This is a genomic window from Mesobacillus sp. S13, assembly GCF_020422885.1.
In the GTDB taxonomy this organism is placed as follows: Bacteria; Bacillota; Bacilli; order Bacillales; family Cytobacillaceae; genus Mesobacillus; species Mesobacillus selenatarsenatis_A.
This window is the reverse complement of record NZ_CP084622.1, coordinates 3,565,105-3,584,149: the sequence shown is the minus strand read 5'-3', so window position 1 is coordinate 3,584,149 and position 19,045 is coordinate 3,565,105. Positions and strand designations below refer to the sequence as shown.

The following is a 19,045-nucleotide window of genomic DNA, read 5'->3' as shown; positions in this document are numbered from 1 at the left end:
TTCAAGCTATGCGCAAAACGAAAATTGTTTGTACAATTGGTCCCGCTAGTGAAAGTGTTGACAAATTGGTTCAATTGATTGAAGCAGGCATGAATGTTTCACGCCTTAATTTTTCTCACGGAAATCACGAGGAACACGCAGCACGTATCAAGAATATTAGAGAAGCTGCATCTAAAACAGGGAAGAATGTTGGTATTCTTCTTGATACAAAAGGCCCTGAAATCCGTACGAATGATATGGAAAACGGAGCAATCGAGCTGACAACTGGCCAGGAGTGCATCGTTTCGATGACAGAGGTCTTAGGTACTCCAGAAAAGTTTTCTGTTACGTATGACCAGCTGATTGATGATGTCCATCCAGGAGCAAAAATTCTCCTTGATGACGGTTTGATTGGGCTCGAAGTTATCAGCGTCGACAAGTCCAGCAATGAAATCAAAACTAAAGTCCTAAACAGCGGAACGCTTAAGAATAAAAAAGGCGTGAACGTTCCTGGTGTTTCTGTTAACCTGCCAGGAATCACTGAAAAAGACGCAAAAGACATCCTCTTTGGTGTTGAGCAAGGCGTTGATTTCATCGCAGCATCTTTTGTACGCCGTGCGTCAGACGTATTGGAGATCCGCCAGCTTCTTGAGGAAAACAACGGGTCTAGCATCGGAATCATCCCTAAGATTGAAAACCAGGAAGGCGTCGACAACATCAACGAAATACTTGAAGTTTCTGATGGCCTGATGGTTGCCCGCGGAGACCTTGGTGTTGAAATCCCGGCTGAAGAAGTACCACTTGTGCAAAAAGATCTGATCAAAAAGTGCAACACACTTGGCAAGCCTGTTATCACGGCAACACAAATGCTTGATTCCATGCAGCGCAACCCTCGTCCTACACGTGCGGAAGCAAGTGATGTAGCGAATGCGATTTTTGACGGTACAGATGCAATCATGCTTTCTGGTGAGACAGCTGCTGGACAATATCCAGTTGAAGCAGTCCAGACTATGCATAATATCGCATCACGTGCAGAACAAGCGCTTGATCATAAAGAGCTTTTATCAGCTCGCAGCAAAGATACAGAGCACAATATTACCGATGCTATCGGGCAATCGGTTGCACATACAGCATTGAACCTTGAAGTGAATGCAATCATCACACCGACGGAAAGCGGCCATACAGCACGTATGATCTCAAAATACCGCCCTAAGGCGCCGATCATTGCAGCAACTTCGAATGACCATGTTCTGCGTCGCCTGGCACTTGTATGGGGAGTATATCCACAGCTCGGCCAGAAAGCAGAGACAACAGACGAAATGCTTGCAGTCGCAGTAGAAGAAAGTGTCAACAGCGGCCTTGTTTCCCATGGCGACCTTGTAGTCATCACTGCTGGTGTACCAGTTGGAGAAGCTGGCACTACCAACCTGATGAAGATTCATGTAGTAGGTGATATCCTTGCAAAAGCTCAAGGCATCGGACGTAAGTCTGCATATGGAAGAGTCGTCGTCGCAAAGGATGCTCAAGAAGCGATCAGCAAAGTAAAACAAGGCAGCATCCTCGTCACAATCGGCTCAGACCGCGAAATGGTTCCGGCTCTTGAGAAGTGCAGTGCCTTGATCACGCAAGAGGGCGGTTTGACAAGCCATGCAGCAGTAGTCGGACTAAACCTGGGAATCCCAGTCATCGTCGGCGTAGAAAATGCAATGCAGCTATTTGAAGATGGCCAGGAGATTACGGTTGACTCAGCAAGAGGCGTCATCTACAAAGGACATGCTAGCGTTTTATAATATAAGATCAGTCACAAATTCAGCGTGAAATCAAATTTGATTTCACGCTTTTATTTTTGTTTATGGAGTTACCCGGGTTCAGACAGTATTATGGTAAATGAGGAAAAGCGGTCAGAAGTTGATATAGAGTAAAACAATTTTCGAATAAGGATGGGATTCTAAAGAAGTCCCCAATAATCAATATTATTGTATTCTCTTCAACTGGGCACGTATAATAGGAGGACAGGTTATTTCAAAACATTGAGGTGGAGAATGAGATACATTTTTTTGTTTTTAGTTATTGTTCCGGCTGCTGAGATTGGCGTCCTGCTTCTCTCAGGTCAAACAATCGGCATTTGGCCGACCATCCTGATCATCATCCTAACGGGGTTCCTAGGAGCTTTTTTGGCGAAACAGCAGGGGTTGGAAACGATAAGAAGAACTCAGGACCAATTAAGAAGAGGCATGATGCCTGGGGATGTCATCCTTGATGGAGTAAGCATTCTCGTTGGCGGTACCCTTCTGCTCACACCTGGTTTCATTACGGACGCTCTTGGATTTTTACTACTGGCACCACCGACCAGGAAGTTTTTCAAAGCACTAATGATGAAATTATTCCGTAACTGGATTGATAAAGGTACGATCAAAGTCATTCGTTAGCATAGCGACTACATCGTATGGGGTTTAGTTCGAGCATGAAAAAATAACATCTTAAGAAGCAGTCCAACTAGTAACTTAAATTGGACTGCTTCTTTTTGTTGATATAGATATGTTCATGGTTAACTTTCATCTAAATTCCACCCCTTTTCTATAAAGAGGATGACAGAGCTTTAGTGAGCTAATTGGTATACAGATAGCGAAGCAAGTTAGTTATTTAAATTAAAATGATGTATTAATTAAAGGACCTAGTAGAGGATGGGAAATGCCAGGGGGAATAGTTGAAGAAGGCGAGTCTTTGAAAGATGCAGCAGTAAGAGAACCTAAAGAGGAATCTGGTATTGATATTGAAGTTTTAAAATTCTGTGGAAAATTCCAGAATGTGAACAAATCAATATGTAATACCTTGTTTTTAGCTAAGCCAATCGGAGGAGAATTAACAACTTCATCAGAGAGTTTATAAGTAGGGTTCTATCCAATTGAGAAAGCATTAGAAATAGTAACCGAGGGAAACTTTAAGCAAAGAATTGAATACTGTCTTGATAATAGCCAACAACCATTTTATATAGAATTTTAGGTAAAAGGAAGAGAAATAACAGTATTGCTTATTAAACTAAAGAAGCAGGTTAGTGTAATAAACATTTAGACTAAAAGGGGTTTTCATTTGAACATTGAAAAGCGAATTAAGCAATAGATCAACAAGTGAATGCTTAATTTTTGCCCCGTTTTTTATTGACATGATGATGAAAGCTATGTAATAACTGAAAAATGTTCAATTTGAATCAGATGGAAAGGTGTGAAAAGATGGATAAAAAAATAGACCATATAGGAATAGCTGTACGTAATTTGAACGCCAGCATTAATCTTTATATAAATGTGTTAGGAGGGAAATTGCTAGAACGTTATAAAAGCGAGGATAAAGGTGTTGAAAGTGAAATCGCTGTTATAGAAATCAATGAAGATAGAATTGAATTATTGTCTCCAACAAATAATGTCACATCACCTATTGCACGGTTCCTTAAACAAAAGGGTAAAGGTGTGCATCATATTGCTTATCGGGTTGACAATCTTGAGATTGCCTTAGAAGAACTTAACAAACAAGGTATTCGTACATTAGAAGGTACATTAAGAATAAACAAACACGGGAGAAGGTTAATTTATCTAAACCCAGCTGATACAGAAGGAACAATTATTGAGTATTGTGATTATCCTAACCAAAGTTGATTTCTTAATGAGCGAATAAAACTCTGAAAATGAATAAGGGGGAGTTGTATCAACAGCTCCTTTTCTTTTGTGCTAAAGAGGCAGTAATGTTGAAGAAGGAAATTTCTTCTATGACAGAAGCATATTATAAAAAAATGAATAAGGGGGATGAGAATGACGTTTTATAGAATATTAACTGAGGTTACATCAGGTATCGAGATTGGCATTATACTTTTGTTAATTTTTATACTCATTTTGGTTGGTTCAGCATTCTATTTAGTGAAGATATATAAGGGAGTAGCATCACCAATGAAGTTATCTATTGGCATTGCTATATATTTAGTTATTTCGACTGCACTATCTGATGTTTTCTTGAATTCTTTATTATTTTCTCAAGGAGAATACATTAATTATGGTCTTGGGGAAGCTCTATTCAGGCTACTGGCTAGTATTTTAGTCGGGCTACTGATTGGTTTTTTAATAACAAAATTAGTTTATTTTAAGGTAGTAAGTAAATCTTTATTAAGCTAACGGGTGCTAATGTTAAAGATAAAATGCTAGGAGCAGTTCAGTGGTGAACTGCTCCTAGCATTTTTTACGCTAACTTAATGCTGTATGTATTCATTTGGTATCATAACTTTGCATACAGCCCTGCGATAATCTTACTTAATGATGAATTCGTCTTTTCCTTTTATGAATGACCAAATGTCCTGGAATACATTTGCGCGCTGCAGGGTATTGAAAATCACCAGGATGACTGGACCTACTATCAGTCCAAGGAAGCCGATGGTCTTGAAGCCGACGAACAGGGCGATCAGGGTCGCTAGTGGATCAAGTCCTATGCTTGAGGATAGGATCTTCGGCTCCATAATCTGTCTTTGGACCAATACAACGACATACAGGATGCCTAAACCGATTGCCGTACTCATATCGCCGGCAATTGCTTCATAAATGATCCACGGGACGAAAACAGCACCCGTACCGAGATAGGGGATGATGTCCACTATACCGGTAACCAGGGCAATCGTAATCGCATAATCGATGCGAAGGATCAACAAACCAATCAGGATGATGACGGTAGTGATTGAAACCAATGTTGCCTGCGCCCTGACAAATCCGAATAAGGCCTTTTTTAAATCATCAAAAACGGTTTTGCTGCTTGTCCTTGCCCGATTAGGCAAAAACTTAGTCCCCATTGCCGATAATCGATACCAGTCTTTACTGATAAAGAAAGTACCAAGCAATGAGAAAATGAGGACAGTTGCTGCGTTAGGGAACCAGGACAGTATGTTGGGAATCTTTTCGAAAAAATTCTTAATGAAATTTCCTACTGTTGTCCCGATGGTTGCGCCTACATTCTGGATGTTATCCATAATCGTATCCTGCTGACCTGACTCAAGGCTTTGGAACATACCGGTAAGCTGGTTGTAAATGGGAATGAGCTGTGCTGCAAATAAATGTTCAATATAATCGATCAAGGTAATTAGATGTTCAGGGACTACCTTAGCAAGATATTCAGCGCCTGAAGCGATTTCGACCACAAGCAGTGTGATCAATCCCGCGAACACCAGCATGATCAGCAAAAGGGAAATCAATACTGCCAGGGATCTGGGAATTTTTGCGCGCTCCTGGAAAAAGTTGACGAGCGGATTCATCATGAAAGCAATAAGAAAGCCGATGATGAATGGATAAGTTACCTTAGATACGAAAAAAAGTGCAAACGCTCCGGCCACAACTAGGCCGATTACAAATATGAGACGCAAAGTTCTATATAGGTATACGGGATTCAAGCGGGTTCCTCCTTTTGGGATGCGGCAGCCAAAACTATTGGTACATCACAACATTGAAGCCTGTTTTGAGAGTCTCTTAAAATATACGGCGAATCTTTTTAAAAGATTCGATTTAATTTTCGAAAATCCTTTAAAGCGGCCAAATACTTGTTGCAGTCTCCTCTGGAGTCGGAAAGACCCCTCTCTTCTATTGAATGGAAATACTATATAATGAATTTTACGGAAACCGTATTTTATATAAGAACATTGGAATTAATACAAACATGTGATGCGTATAATCAGCAGGAGCAGTAATCTAAATCCTACTTACTTGGTGTAATATTTTAAATTATGTTACAATAGTTTTAACCGTGGAAGGATGTCAAATTTATGCTAGAGCCTATGCTTTTTTTACTAACTTTATTGGCAATTGCCTTTCTGGCGAAAAACCAATCATTGATCATTGCGGTACTAGTCTTGCTTGTAATGAAGATTGCTGGATTTGAAGCCAAGACATTTTCGCTGCTGCAGGGAAAGGGGATCAATTGGGGTGTAACCATTATTACCATTGCCGTCCTTGCACCAATCGCCAGCGGTGATATTGGTTTTAAAGATTTAGGTGGTGCTTTCAAGTCGGTCTATGCATGGATTGCCCTGATCTCCGGAATGGCGGTTGCTCTGCTGGCAAAAGGTGGAGTTACCTTGCTGGCTGAAGACCCCCATATTACAACGGCTCTCGTTCTGGGAACAATTTTGGCCGTATCATTATTCAAAGGCGTAGCAGTAGGCCCTTTGATTGGTGCCGGTATTGCATTTGCAGCTATGAAAATCTTAGAATTATTTAAATAGCCTTTTTGTAAAATAATATTTTATATTGATTTAAGTTGTTTTCATTCACAAATGTCAGATAATTGTTTATAATAGGACTTGTAACTGCTTCCATCCCTTTACATAGGCCTGGGGTGGAGTGAGTATCCACGGTTTTTTAATATTATAAAATGTAAGCATTTTCTTTTTGCCGGCTGCCTGAGCAAGCGCTCGATACCCATAGAAACATCAAAAGGGCATTTCGGCTGGAATCGGTCTGTCGTCGGCGAATGGTCCGGCTTTTCGTATAAAGTATCAGAAATTTCTATTTTCTGATAACGCTGTTTTCAACAGCAATCCAACATACAGACAAAATGGGATATGGGGAAATTAACTACAAAGGAGAGATTGAGTATGACAGTAACACGTGGTCTTGAAGGGGTAGTAGCAACAACATCTTCTATCAGCTCTATTATCGATGACACGCTGACTTATGTTGGCTATGACATCGACGATCTAGCTGAAAATGCTAGTTTCGAAGAAGTGATTTACTTATTATGGCATCGCAAGCTTCCGACAGCAGCAGAATTGGACGAATTGAAGAAGCAGCTTGCAGAGAATGCGGCTTTGCCAAAAGAAGTATTGGAACATTTCAAAATGTACCCGATTGATAAAGTCCATCCGATGGCTGCGGTTCGCTCAGCTGTATCTCTTTTAGGTTTATATGATGATGAAGCGGATGTAATGGAAAAAGAATCGAATTACCGTAAAGCGATCCGCCTGCAGGCTAAGATGCCGGCTATCGTTACGGCCTTTGCTAGAGTAAGAAAGGGTCTTGAGCCTATCGCGCCTAGAGAAGACCTCAATTTCGCGGCTAACTTCCTGTACATGCTGACTGGCGACGAGCCTGAAGAAGTTGCAGTAGAAGCAATGAATAAAGCATTGGTCCTTCATGCTGATCATGAGCTTAATGCTTCAACATTCACTGCCCGTGTCTGTGTTGCCACACTTTCTGATGTGTATTCAGGTGTCACAGCTGCGATCGGTGCTTTAAAAGGACCTCTTCACGGAGGAGCAAATGAAGCAGTTATGAAAATGCTCACAGAAATCGGCACTCTTGAAAATGTAGAGCCGGCAATCCGCGGAAAGCTTGCGAACAAGGAAAAGATCATGGGCTTTGGACACCGGGTATACCGTCAGGGAGATCCTCGTGCGAAGCATTTGAGAGAAATGTCCAAGAGGCTCACTGAACTGACAGGCGAACCTCACTGGTATGAAATGTCAACAAAGATCGAGGAAATCGTGACAGGCGAGAAGAACCTTCCGCCGAATGTTGACTTCTACTCGGCATCTGTATATCACAGCCTTGGAATCGACCATGATTTGTTCACGCCGATTTTTGCTGTAAGCCGCGTATCTGGATGGCTTGCACATATCCTTGAACAGTATGACAACAATCGTCTGATTCGCCCTCGTGCTGATTATACGGGTCCTGGCAAACAAGAATATGTTGCCATTGAAATGAGATAATTTTAAGAGATAGAGGAGCAATATTTTACTTTTTAGTGAAAAATTGCTGTAATAGGAGAGTAAGGAAGTTAAGCACCCTTTTCAGCACCTTTATAGGTGAAAGGGTGCCTGGCTTCCGAGTGCAAGGTTAGTGGCAACCAGGCCTGCTGACCTTTGATTAAATGTCTGGCTCACATGATTTTGGAGGGAGAGAATAATATGCAAGGTGAAAAAATCACAGTAAAAGACGGAGTTCTAAACGTACCAAACAATCCAATCGTTCCTTTTATCGAAGGTGACGGTACAGGTCCTGACATTTGGGCAGCTTCTGTCCGCGTTCTTGATGCAGCAGTTGAAAAAGCATACAAGGGTGAGAAAAAGATTGTCTGGAAAGAAGTATTAGCTGGAGAAAAGGCGTTCAACCAGACTGGTGAATGGCTGCCAAGCGAAACTTTAGAGTTGATCAACGAGTACTTAATCGCGATCAAAGGTCCTTTAACAACACCGATCGGTGGCGGAATCCGTTCTCTTAACGTTGCATTGCGCCAGGAATTGGATCTATTCGTGTGCCTGCGTCCTGTTCGCTGGTTCGAAGGTGTTCCTTCACCTGTAAAACGTCCACAGGACACTGACATGGTTATTTTCCGTGAAAACACTGAAGATATCTATGCTGGTATCGAGTATGCAAGCGGATCTGACGAAGTCAAGAAGCTTCTTGCATTCCTGCAAAACGAAATGGGCGTAAATAAAATCCGTTTCCCTGAAACTTCAGGTCTCGGAATCAAGCCTGTTTCCAAAGAAGGAACAGAGCGCCTTGTACGTTCAGCGATCAATTACGCCATCACTGAAGGCCGTAAGTCAGTAACGCTTGTACATAAAGGCAATATCATGAAGTTCACAGAAGGCGCATTCAAAAACTGGGGCTATGAACTTGCTGAGAAGGAATTCGGCGACAAGGTCTTCACTTGGGCTCAATATGACAAGATCAAGGATGAACAAGGAACTGATGCAGCGAACAAAGCTCAGTCTGACGCTGAGGCTGCTGGCAAAATCATCGTTAAAGATGCGATTGCGGATATCTTCCTACAGCAAATCCTTACACGTCCGAAAGAGTTTGACGTTGTTGCAACAATGAACCTTAACGGTGACTACATTTCTGATGCACTTGCAGCACAGGTTGGCGGTATTGGTATCGCTCCTGGAGCAAACATCAACTATGAAACTGGCCATGCTATTTTCGAAGCTACTCACGGAACTGCTCCGAAATATGCTGGATTGGATAAGGTTAACCCTTCATCTGTCATCCTTTCAGGCGTCCTGATGCTTGAACACCTTGGCTGGACTGAAGCTGCGAACCTGATCGTTAAATCAATGGAAAAATCAATCGCTTCAAAGGTTGTAACATATGACTTTGCTCGTTTGATGGATGGCGCTACAGAAGTGAAGACTTCTGAGTTCGGCGATGTACTGATCAAGAACATGGGCTAAAAGTGTGCTGAAGGCTATCCTTTTTAAGGATAGCCTTTACATAAATAGCATATATTTTTAAAAAATATATTCGTTCTGAGGAGGAAGCCTTATGTCATTAAAACGCAAAAAGATTTCCGTCATTGGTGGAGGATTCACAGGAGCAACAACAGCATTCTTGCTAGCACAGAAGGAACTTGGGGATGTAGTGTTAGTCGATATCCCGCAAATGGAAAACCCTACAAAGGGGAAGGCGCTTGATATGCTTGAGGCAAGCCCGGTCCAGGGGTTTGACGCAAACATTACCGGTACTTCCAGCTATGAAGATACGAAAGACTCAGATATCGTTGTAGTAACAGCTGGTATTGCGCGCAAACCTGGCATGAGCCGTGATGACCTTGTTCAGACGAACCAAAAAATCATGAAAAGTGTAGCCCAGGAAATCGCCAAGCACTCTCCAGATAGTTTTATCGTTGTATTGACAAATCCGGTTGATGCAATGACTTATACTATTTTCAAAGAGTCCGGCTTTCCTAAAAATCGCGTAATCGGCCAATCGGGCGTATTGGATACGGCTCGTTTCCGAACCTTCGTAGCTCAGGAATTAAACCTGTCTGTTAAAGATGTTACAGGTTTCGTTCTTGGAGGACACGGCGATGACATGGTTCCACTTGTGCGTTATTCATATGCAGGAGGCATTCCTCTTGAAACTCTTATTCCGAAAGATCGCCTTGATGCCATTGTAGAGCGGACGCGCAAAGGCGGAGGCGAAATCGTCAACCTACTTGGGAATGGCAGCGCTTACTATGCGCCGGCAGCTTCCCTTGTTGAAATGTGTGAAGCGATTCTCAAAGATCAACGGCGCGTATTGCCTTCTATTGCATATCTAGAAGGAGAGTATGGTTACGAAGGAATTTACCTGGGAGTTCCAACCATCCTCGGCGCCGGCGGTATCGAGAAAGTAATTGAGCTTGAGTTGACTACAGAAGAAAAAGCAGCACTTGATAAGTCTGCAGAAGCTGTCCGCAACGTTATGGCAGTTCTTGCTTAATCATTAACAGATTACTAGTAAAAATAAAAAATCGGGGATATTCCCCGATTTTTTTACACAAGTTATTAAGTAGACGAATATGGGACAAGAAATGGGAATAACCTTCCTGAACTTCTATTGCAAAGGGGTAAATGCTATGCTGCTTGGAAGAAAACGTAAGCTTGGCAGGAAAATAGAAGAAATCACTGTCGGAGAAAAATTGACACTAACAGAAAAAATAGAAGATAAGGATCTCCTATTGTATTTGGGATTGACGAATGATGCCAATCCTTTATATATCCAGCATGATTATGCGTCGCAGACACCTTATGAAAAACCGATTGTTCCGGCAATCATGCTGAATGGAATCATCACTTCTGCTGTTTCCAAATACCTTCCGGGACCTGGAAGTCATATTCTAAGACAGGATATTGAGTATGTGAAGCCTGTTTACCATTACGGAACAGTCCAATTCTTTTTTGAAGTAACCGAAGTGATGAAAAGCAAGCATAACATTGAAATCACGGTTATAGGAAAGAATGAAGAAGAAGAGACAGTTGTAAAGGGGCAGCTGCTCGTTTGTCCTCCATACCCAGTTCAGCGTATGGACGGTAAAGCATTAGAAAACTTTTAAACTAAAAGGGATGTACAATAATTGTGCATCCCTTTTAGTTTTATATTTGATTTTACAGGTTGGGTTGATATTATAATGTAAATAGAGCTATTGGATGAAGGTTGTCTTCGTAAGACGGATGTTAAAATCCTAAAGCCGATTTTAACGTGATGAAAAGCCAATTTGTAGGTCGGTATTAAGTTTGAGAGCTCCTTTCTCATAATAAGCTTTAATTTTGTTGAGAAACATTGGATACTTAATCCAATTTTGTACTCAATAGCAGCAAAGGTTGAGAAAAGAGCCTGGATGAACAGGGGTAATAACTTTTTTTTGGAGGCTCATATGGACAAGAAGGTTTTGGTTGTGGATGATGAACAATCAATTGTGACACTGCTGAAGTACAATCTCGAACAGGCTGGTTATTCTGTGGTAACTGGAATGGACGGTGAGGAAGGCATTCGTCTTGCTGGAGTGGAAAAGCCGGACTTGATGGTTCTGGACTTGATGCTTCCGAAGCTGGATGGAATGGAAGTTTGTAAGCAGCTAAGGCAGCAGAAAATCAATGTGCCGATTCTGATGCTTACCGCAAAGGATGATGAGTTTGACAAAGTGCTAGGCCTAGAGCTTGGCGCGGATGATTATATGACGAAGCCGTTCAGTCCGCGTGAGGTTGTAGCAAGAGTAAAGGCTATCCTCAGAAGAACACAGACACAGCAAGAAGCAGTCGTGGAAAAGCCGGAGGATGAGGGCCAAATAAAAATTGGTGATGTGAGAATCATCCCTGATTTCTATGAGGCTTACTTTATGGAAGACTTGCTTGAATTGACTCCGAAGGAATTCGAATTGCTCCTGTACCTGGCAAAGAATAAGGGCAGGGTACTCACTCGTGACCAGTTGCTCAGCGCTGTTTGGAATTATGACTTTGCCGGGGATACAAGAATCGTAGACGTACATATAAGCCACTTGCGGGAAAAAATCGAACAGAATACGAAAAAACCATCCTATATCAAAACAATAAGAGGCCTTGGATATAAGCTGGAGGAACCAAAGGGAGAATGACAAAGTACCGGACACGTCTCTTGTTTGCCCTCATTACCCTGATCATTATCGTATTGTTGGGCCTTGGCCTGCTTTTAGGGCAGTTATTCAAGAACTACTATATCAACTCTTTCAATGAACGGCTGAAGATTGAAATGAATCTTTTAACCTCCAATATTGAACAAAATGGAGGGCTCGCATCCCTCAACACTGAAGAAATCTTAAAGATGAGCAGAGTGCTAAACGCGAGAATCACCCTTGTTGATATTGAGGGTGATATCCGGTATGACACGGGTGAACTATCAAGCACGAAAATCAGCAGGCACGGAGAAATCATTGGCGATATTATCGAAGATCCTCCTGAAGAGGAGAGCGACCTGGAAGTTGGCGGAGGTTTCGATCTGCATTATTATTGGAATCCACTGATACAAGATGGTGAAAAAGAAGGCTATGTTTTCTTAACTACAAAGATCAATGAACTGCAGAAAGCTTATCGGCAAATCTGGTGGATTCTGACCGTTAGCCTTGGAATGGCATTGATCGTCATCATCCTGCTTGGAACAAGAATCACTAACCGCTATACGAAACCGATTGAATCGGCGACAAACGTCGCAATCGAGCTGGCTAAAGGGAATTACCGGGCCAGGACTTACGAAGATCATATTGATGAAACAGGAATGCTTAGTTCGTCGATCAACATCCTTGCCAGAAACCTTCAGGAACTGATGAAGCTGAAAGAGTCCCAGCAAGACAGATTGAGCACCCTGATTGAAAATATGGGCAGCGGCCTGATTTTGATTGACAGCAGGGGTTTTATTAACTTGATTAATAAGCCATACAAAGAAATTTTCAATGTTGAGGTTTCCGAATACTTATACAAACTTTATTATGAAGTAATCGACCATGAAGAAATTATCCAGATGGTAGAAGAAATCTTCATGACCGAGCAAAAAGTCCGGAAACAGGTTGTTTTGCCAGTGGAAATTGAAAGACGCCATTTCGAAGTATATGGGGTACCGATCATTGGTACAAACAATGTCTGGAAGGGTATACTGCTCGTCTTCCATGACATCACCGAGCTGAAGAAGCTGGAACAGATGAGGAAGGACTTTGTGGCAAATGTCTCGCATGAGCTCAAGACACCGATAACTTCGATTAAGGGATTTTCGGAAACACTGCTGGATGGTGCCATGCATGACAAGGCTACACTTGAAGCGTTCCTCGAAATCATCTTAAAGGAAAGCGACCGTCTCCAGGTACTGATCCAGGAGCTGCTCGACCTTTCAAAGATTGAGCAGCACGGCTTCCGGCTGACGAGGGGAAGCGTGGATCTTGTAAAAGAGGCAAGTGAAGTCATTGAGATTTTACAACGAAGAGCTGAACAAAAGGATATCCTTCTGACTCTGAAACAGTCCACAAGTGAGGATGCCGTTATTGAGGGCGATTCAGACAGGCTCAAGCAAGTGCTGATCAATCTTGTGAGCAACGCCATCACTTATACACCGAATGGCGGCAGGGTGGATATTTTGTTATCTGTCCAGGAAGATTCCGTTATGGTTGTGGTGAGGGATTCTGGCATTGGCATTGAGAAGAGTGAAATACCGAGGATATTCGAGCGATTTTACCGGGTCGATAAGGCAAGGAGCCGAAACTCAGGGGGAACAGGACTGGGCCTTGCCATCGTCAAACACATAATTGAAGCGCATAAAGGACATATCGAAGTCGACAGCCAGATCGGGAAAGGGACAACCTTCACGATCAAGCTATTTAAAAAGCTGCCTCAGTAGAGATAAAAGGTAAAATACAATTTGCAAGCCACTGAGCCCAATTCGAAACTGAATTGGGCTTTTTTACTTTTTTAATAAGGAATTTACATTCACTTAACAACAGGTTTATTTTTCCTTAACACTTCCTTGTTACAATCTTTATGAAAACCCCTTCATCCAAGGAGTGAGAAAGAAGCACAAGCTGACCCCGCTTGTGCTTCTTTCATTTGCCTTGACCCCGGTTTTAGACCCTTTATCGAAGCCAAAAAACACCATTGTTTCAAAACTGTTACTCAGTTATCATTCTTTTGAAACTTTTACGGTTTTTAAACGTAAAAACAAACATAGATAGAAATATAGGAAGAGGGGAATGAGATGGTGAGCTTAAAGCAAATTTACGTAACGAGCGGGATTGTCGTCCTGGCCATTATTTTAGGTGTTTCGGCGTTCACGACATGGTATACGGTCGATGAATCTGAGCAGGCTGTCATTTTGACGTTTGGAAAAGTGGAAGAAGGAATCAGCGAACCTGGCTTGCATTTTAAACTTCCTTGGCCAATCCAGAGTGTCGAGAAGTTATCAAAAGAAACGTTTAGCCTCCAGTTTGGTTATGAGGAAAAGGACGGAGAAATCAAAGAATTTCCTGATGAAACCAAAATGATTACGGGTGATGAGAACATTGTCCTTGCTGACCTGGTTGTTCAATGGAAAATAACCGATCCTGAAAAATATTTATTTAATGCTGATAATCCGAGGGAAATCTTGTATGATGCGACTTCAGCATCTGTAAGAAGCATTATCGGAAGTTCCGAAATTGATGAGGCCCTGACATCAGGGAAAGCAGAAATTGAAGCAGAAGTCCGGGACTTATTGTCATCTCTGATTGGTAAATACGATATGGGTATTTCTGTTCTTGGTGTCAAGCTGCAGGATGTTGAATTGCCTAATGCAGAGGTACGCAAGGCTTTTACCGATGTAACGGATGCGCGTGAAACAATGAACACGAAAATAAATGAAGCCAAGAAATACCGTAACCAAAAACTGAACGAAGCGCAAGGTGAAAAGGATGCGCTAATCTCTAGAGCAGAAGGGGAAAAAGCCGCGAGGATCGAACGTGCCAGAGGTGACGTAGCGGTATTCAACAAGCTGTATGTTGAGTATAAATCCAATCCTGATATTACTAGACAGCGTTTGATTTTGGAAACGCTTGAGCAAGTTTTGCCAGGTTCTGAGATATACATCATGAACGATGAAGGCAATACCATGAAGTATTTCCCGATTCGCCCGCTTGAAGCAGATAAACCGAAGACAGAGAAGGAAGGCAGTGATAAGAATAATGGCTGATCAAAACGTGATTGATATAAATGAACGCGGTGGTGGAGGATCCTGGCGTAAATATACTAAAATAGGAATCTTCCTGGTCATTCTTATTGCTTTGCTTGTCTTTATTTTTACAAATGTTTTCATCGTGAAGCAAGGGGAGTATAAAGTAGTCAGGCAGTTTGGAGAGGTTGTAAAAATCATCGAAGAGCCGGGCTTGAATTACAAAGTTCCGTTTATCCAGAGTGTCACGACGCTGCCTAAATACCAGCTGACCTATGATGTTTCCCAGGCGGAAATTAACACAAAGGATAAAAAGAGAATGTTAATTGACAATTATGCGATCTGGCGGATTGAAAACCCTAAGAAAATGATTTCCAATGCCAGGACGCTTGAGGGTGCCGAATCTAGAATGGAGGAATTCATTTATTCGGTTGTCCGTTCTGAGCTTGGTAAGCTGGACTATGATGAAATCATCAATGATGAAAAATCATCCCGTGGATCCTTGAATGACAGGGTGACAGAAAAAGTCAATGAGCTGCTTGGTGATGGTAACTATGGTGTCGTAGTGACAGATGTCCGCATGAAGAGGACTGATCTCCCAGCAGAAAACGAAATGTCCGTTTTTACGAGAATGATTTCCGAGCGTGAATCAAAGGCTCAGGAATATCTTTCAATGGGGGATGCTGAGAAGAACAGGATCATCGCCCAGACAGACAGAGAAGTGAAGGAACTGCTTGCAAAAGCATCTGCAGACGCTGAGACGATTCGAGGCGAAGGAGAAGGGGAAGCAGCAAAAGTATACAACCAGACCTTCTCTAAGGATCCCGAATTTTATACGATGTTCCGTACGCTGGAATCTTATAAAAAGACCATCAATGGCGAAACCGTCATTGTCCTCCCATCTGATTCCCCATACGCAAGAATGCTGATGGGTTACACAAATTAAGAACAAAAAGCGCAAGCGCCTTGTTCAGCCCCGACAAGCGCTGGAGAGCCTGCCAGTGAAGTCGTTTTTTGACTTCATTGGCAGGATCGAAGCGACTCGAGGGGCTAGGCGCTGGAGCTAGATTGAAAATACCAATTTATCTACAACTAATCATCTTATCATTTCGAATACAATAACAAAAAAGCAGCCTAAGGCCGTTATTTTTCTTTCTATCATCTCTCATGATAAAATAGAAAGGAATCTAACGGTTTTTTTCTATAAAAATCATGCAATGGAAATGTGTATGGAACTGGATATTCTTTTAGGCTCTGTTAAAGCCAATGATGTTTTTACTCCTGTTGATTGTAGTGGAAGGCGCGAAGACTCCTGCGGGATCAGCAAGTCATGGGAAGACCCCGCAGGCGCTTAAAGCGCCGAGGAGGCTTCCCGACTGCCCGCGGAAAGCGAAGCGCCTGGAACGAAAATCAACATCCTTGATAAACAGAGCCTTTTTTAAAATAGAGGAGGAATGACATGTCTAAAAAGCTTGTGTTGATAGATGGCAACAGTATTGCCTACCGAGCGTTTTTCGCTTTGCCGTTGTTGAATAATGAAAAAGGGATACATACCAATGCAGTTTATGGTTTTACGATGATGCTGATGAAAATTCTCGAGGATGAAAAGCCTTCGCATATTCTTGTTGCGTTCGATGCCGGGAAAACGACCTTCAGGCATAAAACCTTCAGTGAATACAAGGGTGGAAGGCAGAAAACTCCGCCTGAGCTTTCGGAACAGTTTCCGTTTATCCGTGAATTGCTGACGGCCTATGGCATTTCGCAGTATGAGCTTGAGAACTATGAAGCGGATGATATTATCGGTACATTGAGTTTGCATGCTGAAAAAGAAGGTTTCGAAACCAAGGTAATATCCGGTGATAAGGACCTAACGCAGCTAAGTTCTGACAAAACGACGGTCAGTATCACTAGAAAAGGGATTACTGATATTGAGGAATATACACCTGAGCATATCAAGGAGAAATATGGCCTGACTGCTGAGCAGATAATTGATATGAAAGGTCTCATGGGTGATGCATCCGATAATATTCCGGGTGTTCCTGGTGTAGGCGAAAAGACGGCAATCAAGCTGTTGAAGGAATATGGCACACTTGAGCATCTATTGAATTCGATTGATCAAGTCAGCGGGAAAAAGCTCAAGGAGAAGCTGGAGGAATTCAAGGATCAGGCAGTCATGAGCAAAGAACTCGCGACCATCACTCGTGAAGCCCCTGTAGGACTAGAGCTGAGCGAGCTTGAGTATGAAGGTGCGGAAAATGAGAAGCTTGTGAAAATGTTCAAGGAGCTCGGGTTCAATTCCTTGCTGGACAAGCTGGGAGCAGTTGCGGAAACAGACGAGGCCGATCTTGAAGACATCGAGTTCAAGCAGCTGGATAAAATTAATGCAGATACTTTTGCAAAAGAAAACGGGTTCTATGTTGAGGTACTCGAAGATAACTATCATTATGCCGATATCATCGGTTTTGGGGTTGTAAATGAAAATGGCAGTTTCTACCTGCCTGTAAAATTAGCCCTTGAATCTGAAGAATTCAAGAAATGGGCTGAGGATGAGTCTAGTAAAAAAACAGTCTATGATGCGAAACGATCTGAGGTGTCACTGCGCCATCATGGCATCCACTTGAAGGGTGCTGATTTCGATGTGTCACTGGCATCCTATATCATCAATCCTTCACAGTCCCCAGATGACCTGGCAGCCATCGCAAAACAGCATGGATTCACGAGTGTGCAGGCAGACGAAACAGTCTACGGAAAAGGTGCTAAAAGAAAAATTCCGGAAGAAAGCATCCTTGGAGAGCATCTGGTGCGCAAAGCAGATGTTCTTGTGTCGTTAAAAGAGAAGCTGGAGCAGGAGCTTTGGGACAACGATCAGCATGATTTGTTCAGTAGCCTGGAAATGCCATTATCACTGGTACTTGCCGATATGGAATACCAGGGAGTTAAATTGGATATGCATCGCCTGGATCATATGGGTGAAGAGATCAAAGGCCGGCTTGCTGAAATCGAAACAAAGATTTTCGAAATGGCAGGAGAACAATTCAATATCAATTCTCCTAAACAATTAGGTGTCATTCTTTTTGAAAAACTGGGACTGCCTGCAGCGAAAAAGACGAAGACAGGTTATTCTACCTCAGCCGACGTCCTTGAAAAATTGGCATCTAAACATAAAATCATTGAAGAAATCCTGAACTATCGCCAGCTAGGAAAACTGCAGTCGACCTATATTGAAGGACTGCAAAAAGTCGTCAATAAAGAGACTGAAAAGGTCCATACAAGGTTCAATCAGGCTTTAACAGCAACTGGAAGATTAAGTTCAACAGATCCTAACCTGCAGAACATCCCGATCCGGCTTGAAGAAGGCCGGAAAATCCGGCAGGCTTTTGTTCCTTCAGAAAAAGGCTGGGTCATCTTTGCTGCCGACTATTCGCAAATCGAGCTGAGAGTCCTCGCTCATATTGCGGGAGATGAGAAACTGATCGATGCCTTCCAGAATGATATGGACATCCATACAAAGACTGCGATGGAAGTGTTCAATGTAGGGAAAGATGAAGTCACCTCCAATATGCGCCGGCATGCAAAGGCGGTCAACTTTGGGATTGTATACGGAATCAGCGATTATGGGCTGTCCCAGAGTCTTAACATTACAAGAAAAGAAGCTGGCGAATTCATTGAGCGCTACCTCGAAAGCTATCCAGGAGTAAAGGAATACATGGATGAAATCGTCAAGGATGCAAAGGAAAAGGGGTATGTCCAAACATTATTGCACCGCCGCCGATATATCCCGGAAATCACGGCCCGCAACTTTAACCTGAGAAGCTTTGCAGAACGTACAGCAATGAATACGCCGATCCAGGGAAGTGCTGCTGATATCATCAAGAAGGCAATGATTGATATGGCAGAGAGACTTCGTGAAGAGGGCGTTAAGACAAGACTGCTGCTTCAAGTACACGATGAATTGATTTTTGAAGCACCTGAGGATGAAATTGAGCTATTGAAGAAAATAGTACCAGAGGTCATGGAAAATGCCATTGAATTGAAGGTGCCGTTAAAGGTGGACTTCTCATATGGCCCAACCTGGTATGACGCAAAATAGTGTCACAACAGGATTTTTACAGAGA

The 19,045-nt window shown here is 42.4% G+C and carries 15 protein-coding genes and 1 pseudogene; 15 read left to right on the top strand and 1 reads right to left on the bottom strand.

Features of this window, described 5'->3' with window-relative positions; translation table 11 throughout:
- The first annotated feature begins 8 nt into the window (after positions 1-8).
- The 5 genes and pseudogenes from pyk (at position 9) to LGO15_RS18300 (ending at position 4,139) form a co-directional block, all read left to right on the top strand.
- Positions 9-1,769 (top strand): pyruvate kinase, encoded by a 1,761-nt coding sequence (gene pyk, locus LGO15_RS18320; RefSeq protein ID WP_167832707.1) that lies wholly within the window; start codon positions 9-11, stop codon positions 1,767-1,769.
- Between the two features lie 252 nt (positions 1,770-2,021).
- Positions 2,022-2,408 carry an FxsA family protein gene (locus tag LGO15_RS18315; RefSeq protein WP_167832708.1) on the top strand — a complete coding sequence of 129 codons (387 nt, stop codon included), beginning with the start codon at positions 2,022-2,024 and terminating at the stop codon, positions 2,406-2,408.
- Positions 2,409-2,637: 229 nt separating this feature from the next.
- Positions 2,638-2,982 (top strand): annotated as a pseudogene (locus LGO15_RS18310) (NUDIX hydrolase); the annotation flags it as partial.
- Positions 2,983-3,209: 227 nt separating this feature from the next.
- Positions 3,210-3,629, top strand: coding sequence for a VOC family protein (locus LGO15_RS18305; RefSeq protein WP_226085478.1), 420 nt, complete (start codon positions 3,210-3,212; stop codon positions 3,627-3,629).
- 153 nt (positions 3,630-3,782) lie between these two features.
- Entirely contained in the window at positions 3,783-4,139 is a 357-nt protein-coding gene (locus LGO15_RS18300; RefSeq protein ID WP_226085477.1) for a hypothetical protein, read from the top strand.
- A gap of 131 nt (positions 4,140-4,270) precedes the next feature.
- Here LGO15_RS18300 and ytvI read toward each other — a convergent pair whose 3' ends face one another.
- A complete protein-coding gene (gene ytvI, locus LGO15_RS18295) occupies positions 4,271-5,398 on the bottom strand; it encodes a sporulation integral membrane protein YtvI (RefSeq protein ID WP_226085476.1) in 1,128 nt (375 codons plus the stop codon).
- Positions 5,399-5,767: 369 nt separating this feature from the next.
- Between ytvI and LGO15_RS18290 the strand changes: the two genes are divergently transcribed.
- The 10 genes from LGO15_RS18290 to polA all read left to right on the top strand — a co-directional run bounded on the left by LGO15_RS18290 (position 5,768) and on the right by polA (position 19,020).
- Complete coding sequence (locus tag LGO15_RS18290) at positions 5,768-6,226, top strand: DUF441 domain-containing protein (RefSeq protein ID WP_226085475.1); 459 nt, start codon at positions 5,768-5,770, stop codon at positions 6,224-6,226.
- Positions 6,227-6,598: 372 nt separating this feature from the next.
- Positions 6,599-7,714, top strand: a complete 1,116-nt coding sequence (gene citZ / locus LGO15_RS18285; RefSeq protein WP_167832717.1) for a citrate synthase — start codon at positions 6,599-6,601, stop codon at positions 7,712-7,714.
- 198 nt (positions 7,715-7,912) lie between these two features.
- On the top strand, positions 7,913-9,181 hold the full coding sequence (gene icd, locus LGO15_RS18280) for an NADP-dependent isocitrate dehydrogenase (protein ID WP_167832718.1): 1,269 nt from the start codon (positions 7,913-7,915) through the stop codon (positions 9,179-9,181).
- Positions 9,182-9,272: 91 nt separating this feature from the next.
- Positions 9,273-10,211, top strand: coding sequence for a malate dehydrogenase (gene mdh, locus LGO15_RS18275; protein ID WP_226085474.1), 939 nt, complete (start codon positions 9,273-9,275; stop codon positions 10,209-10,211).
- 136 nt (positions 10,212-10,347) lie between these two features.
- Entirely contained in the window at positions 10,348-10,824 is a 477-nt protein-coding gene (locus tag LGO15_RS18270) for a MaoC/PaaZ C-terminal domain-containing protein (protein WP_226085473.1), read from the top strand.
- 321 nt (positions 10,825-11,145) lie between these two features.
- Positions 11,146-11,862 carry a response regulator transcription factor gene (locus LGO15_RS18265; protein WP_167832721.1) on the top strand — a complete coding sequence of 239 codons (717 nt, stop codon included), beginning with the start codon at positions 11,146-11,148 and terminating at the stop codon, positions 11,860-11,862.
- Positions 11,859-13,628, top strand: coding sequence for a two-component system histidine kinase PnpS (pnpS, locus tag LGO15_RS18260; protein WP_226085472.1), 1,770 nt, complete (start codon positions 11,859-11,861; stop codon positions 13,626-13,628). Before LGO15_RS18265 ends, pnpS begins: the two co-directional genes overlap by 4 nt.
- A gap of 354 nt (positions 13,629-13,982) precedes the next feature.
- Positions 13,983-14,951 carry an FtsH protease activity modulator HflK gene (hflK, locus tag LGO15_RS18255; RefSeq protein WP_167832723.1) on the top strand — a complete coding sequence of 323 codons (969 nt, stop codon included), beginning with the start codon at positions 13,983-13,985 and terminating at the stop codon, positions 14,949-14,951.
- On the top strand, positions 14,944-15,876 hold the full coding sequence (gene hflC, locus LGO15_RS18250; RefSeq protein WP_167832853.1) for a protease modulator HflC: 933 nt from the start codon (positions 14,944-14,946) through the stop codon (positions 15,874-15,876). Before hflK ends, hflC begins: the two co-directional genes overlap by 8 nt.
- Before the next feature lie 513 nt (positions 15,877-16,389).
- Entirely contained in the window at positions 16,390-19,020 is a 2,631-nt protein-coding gene (polA, locus tag LGO15_RS18245) for a DNA polymerase I (protein ID WP_226085471.1), read from the top strand.
- Positions 19,021-19,045: the final 25 nt, after the last annotated feature.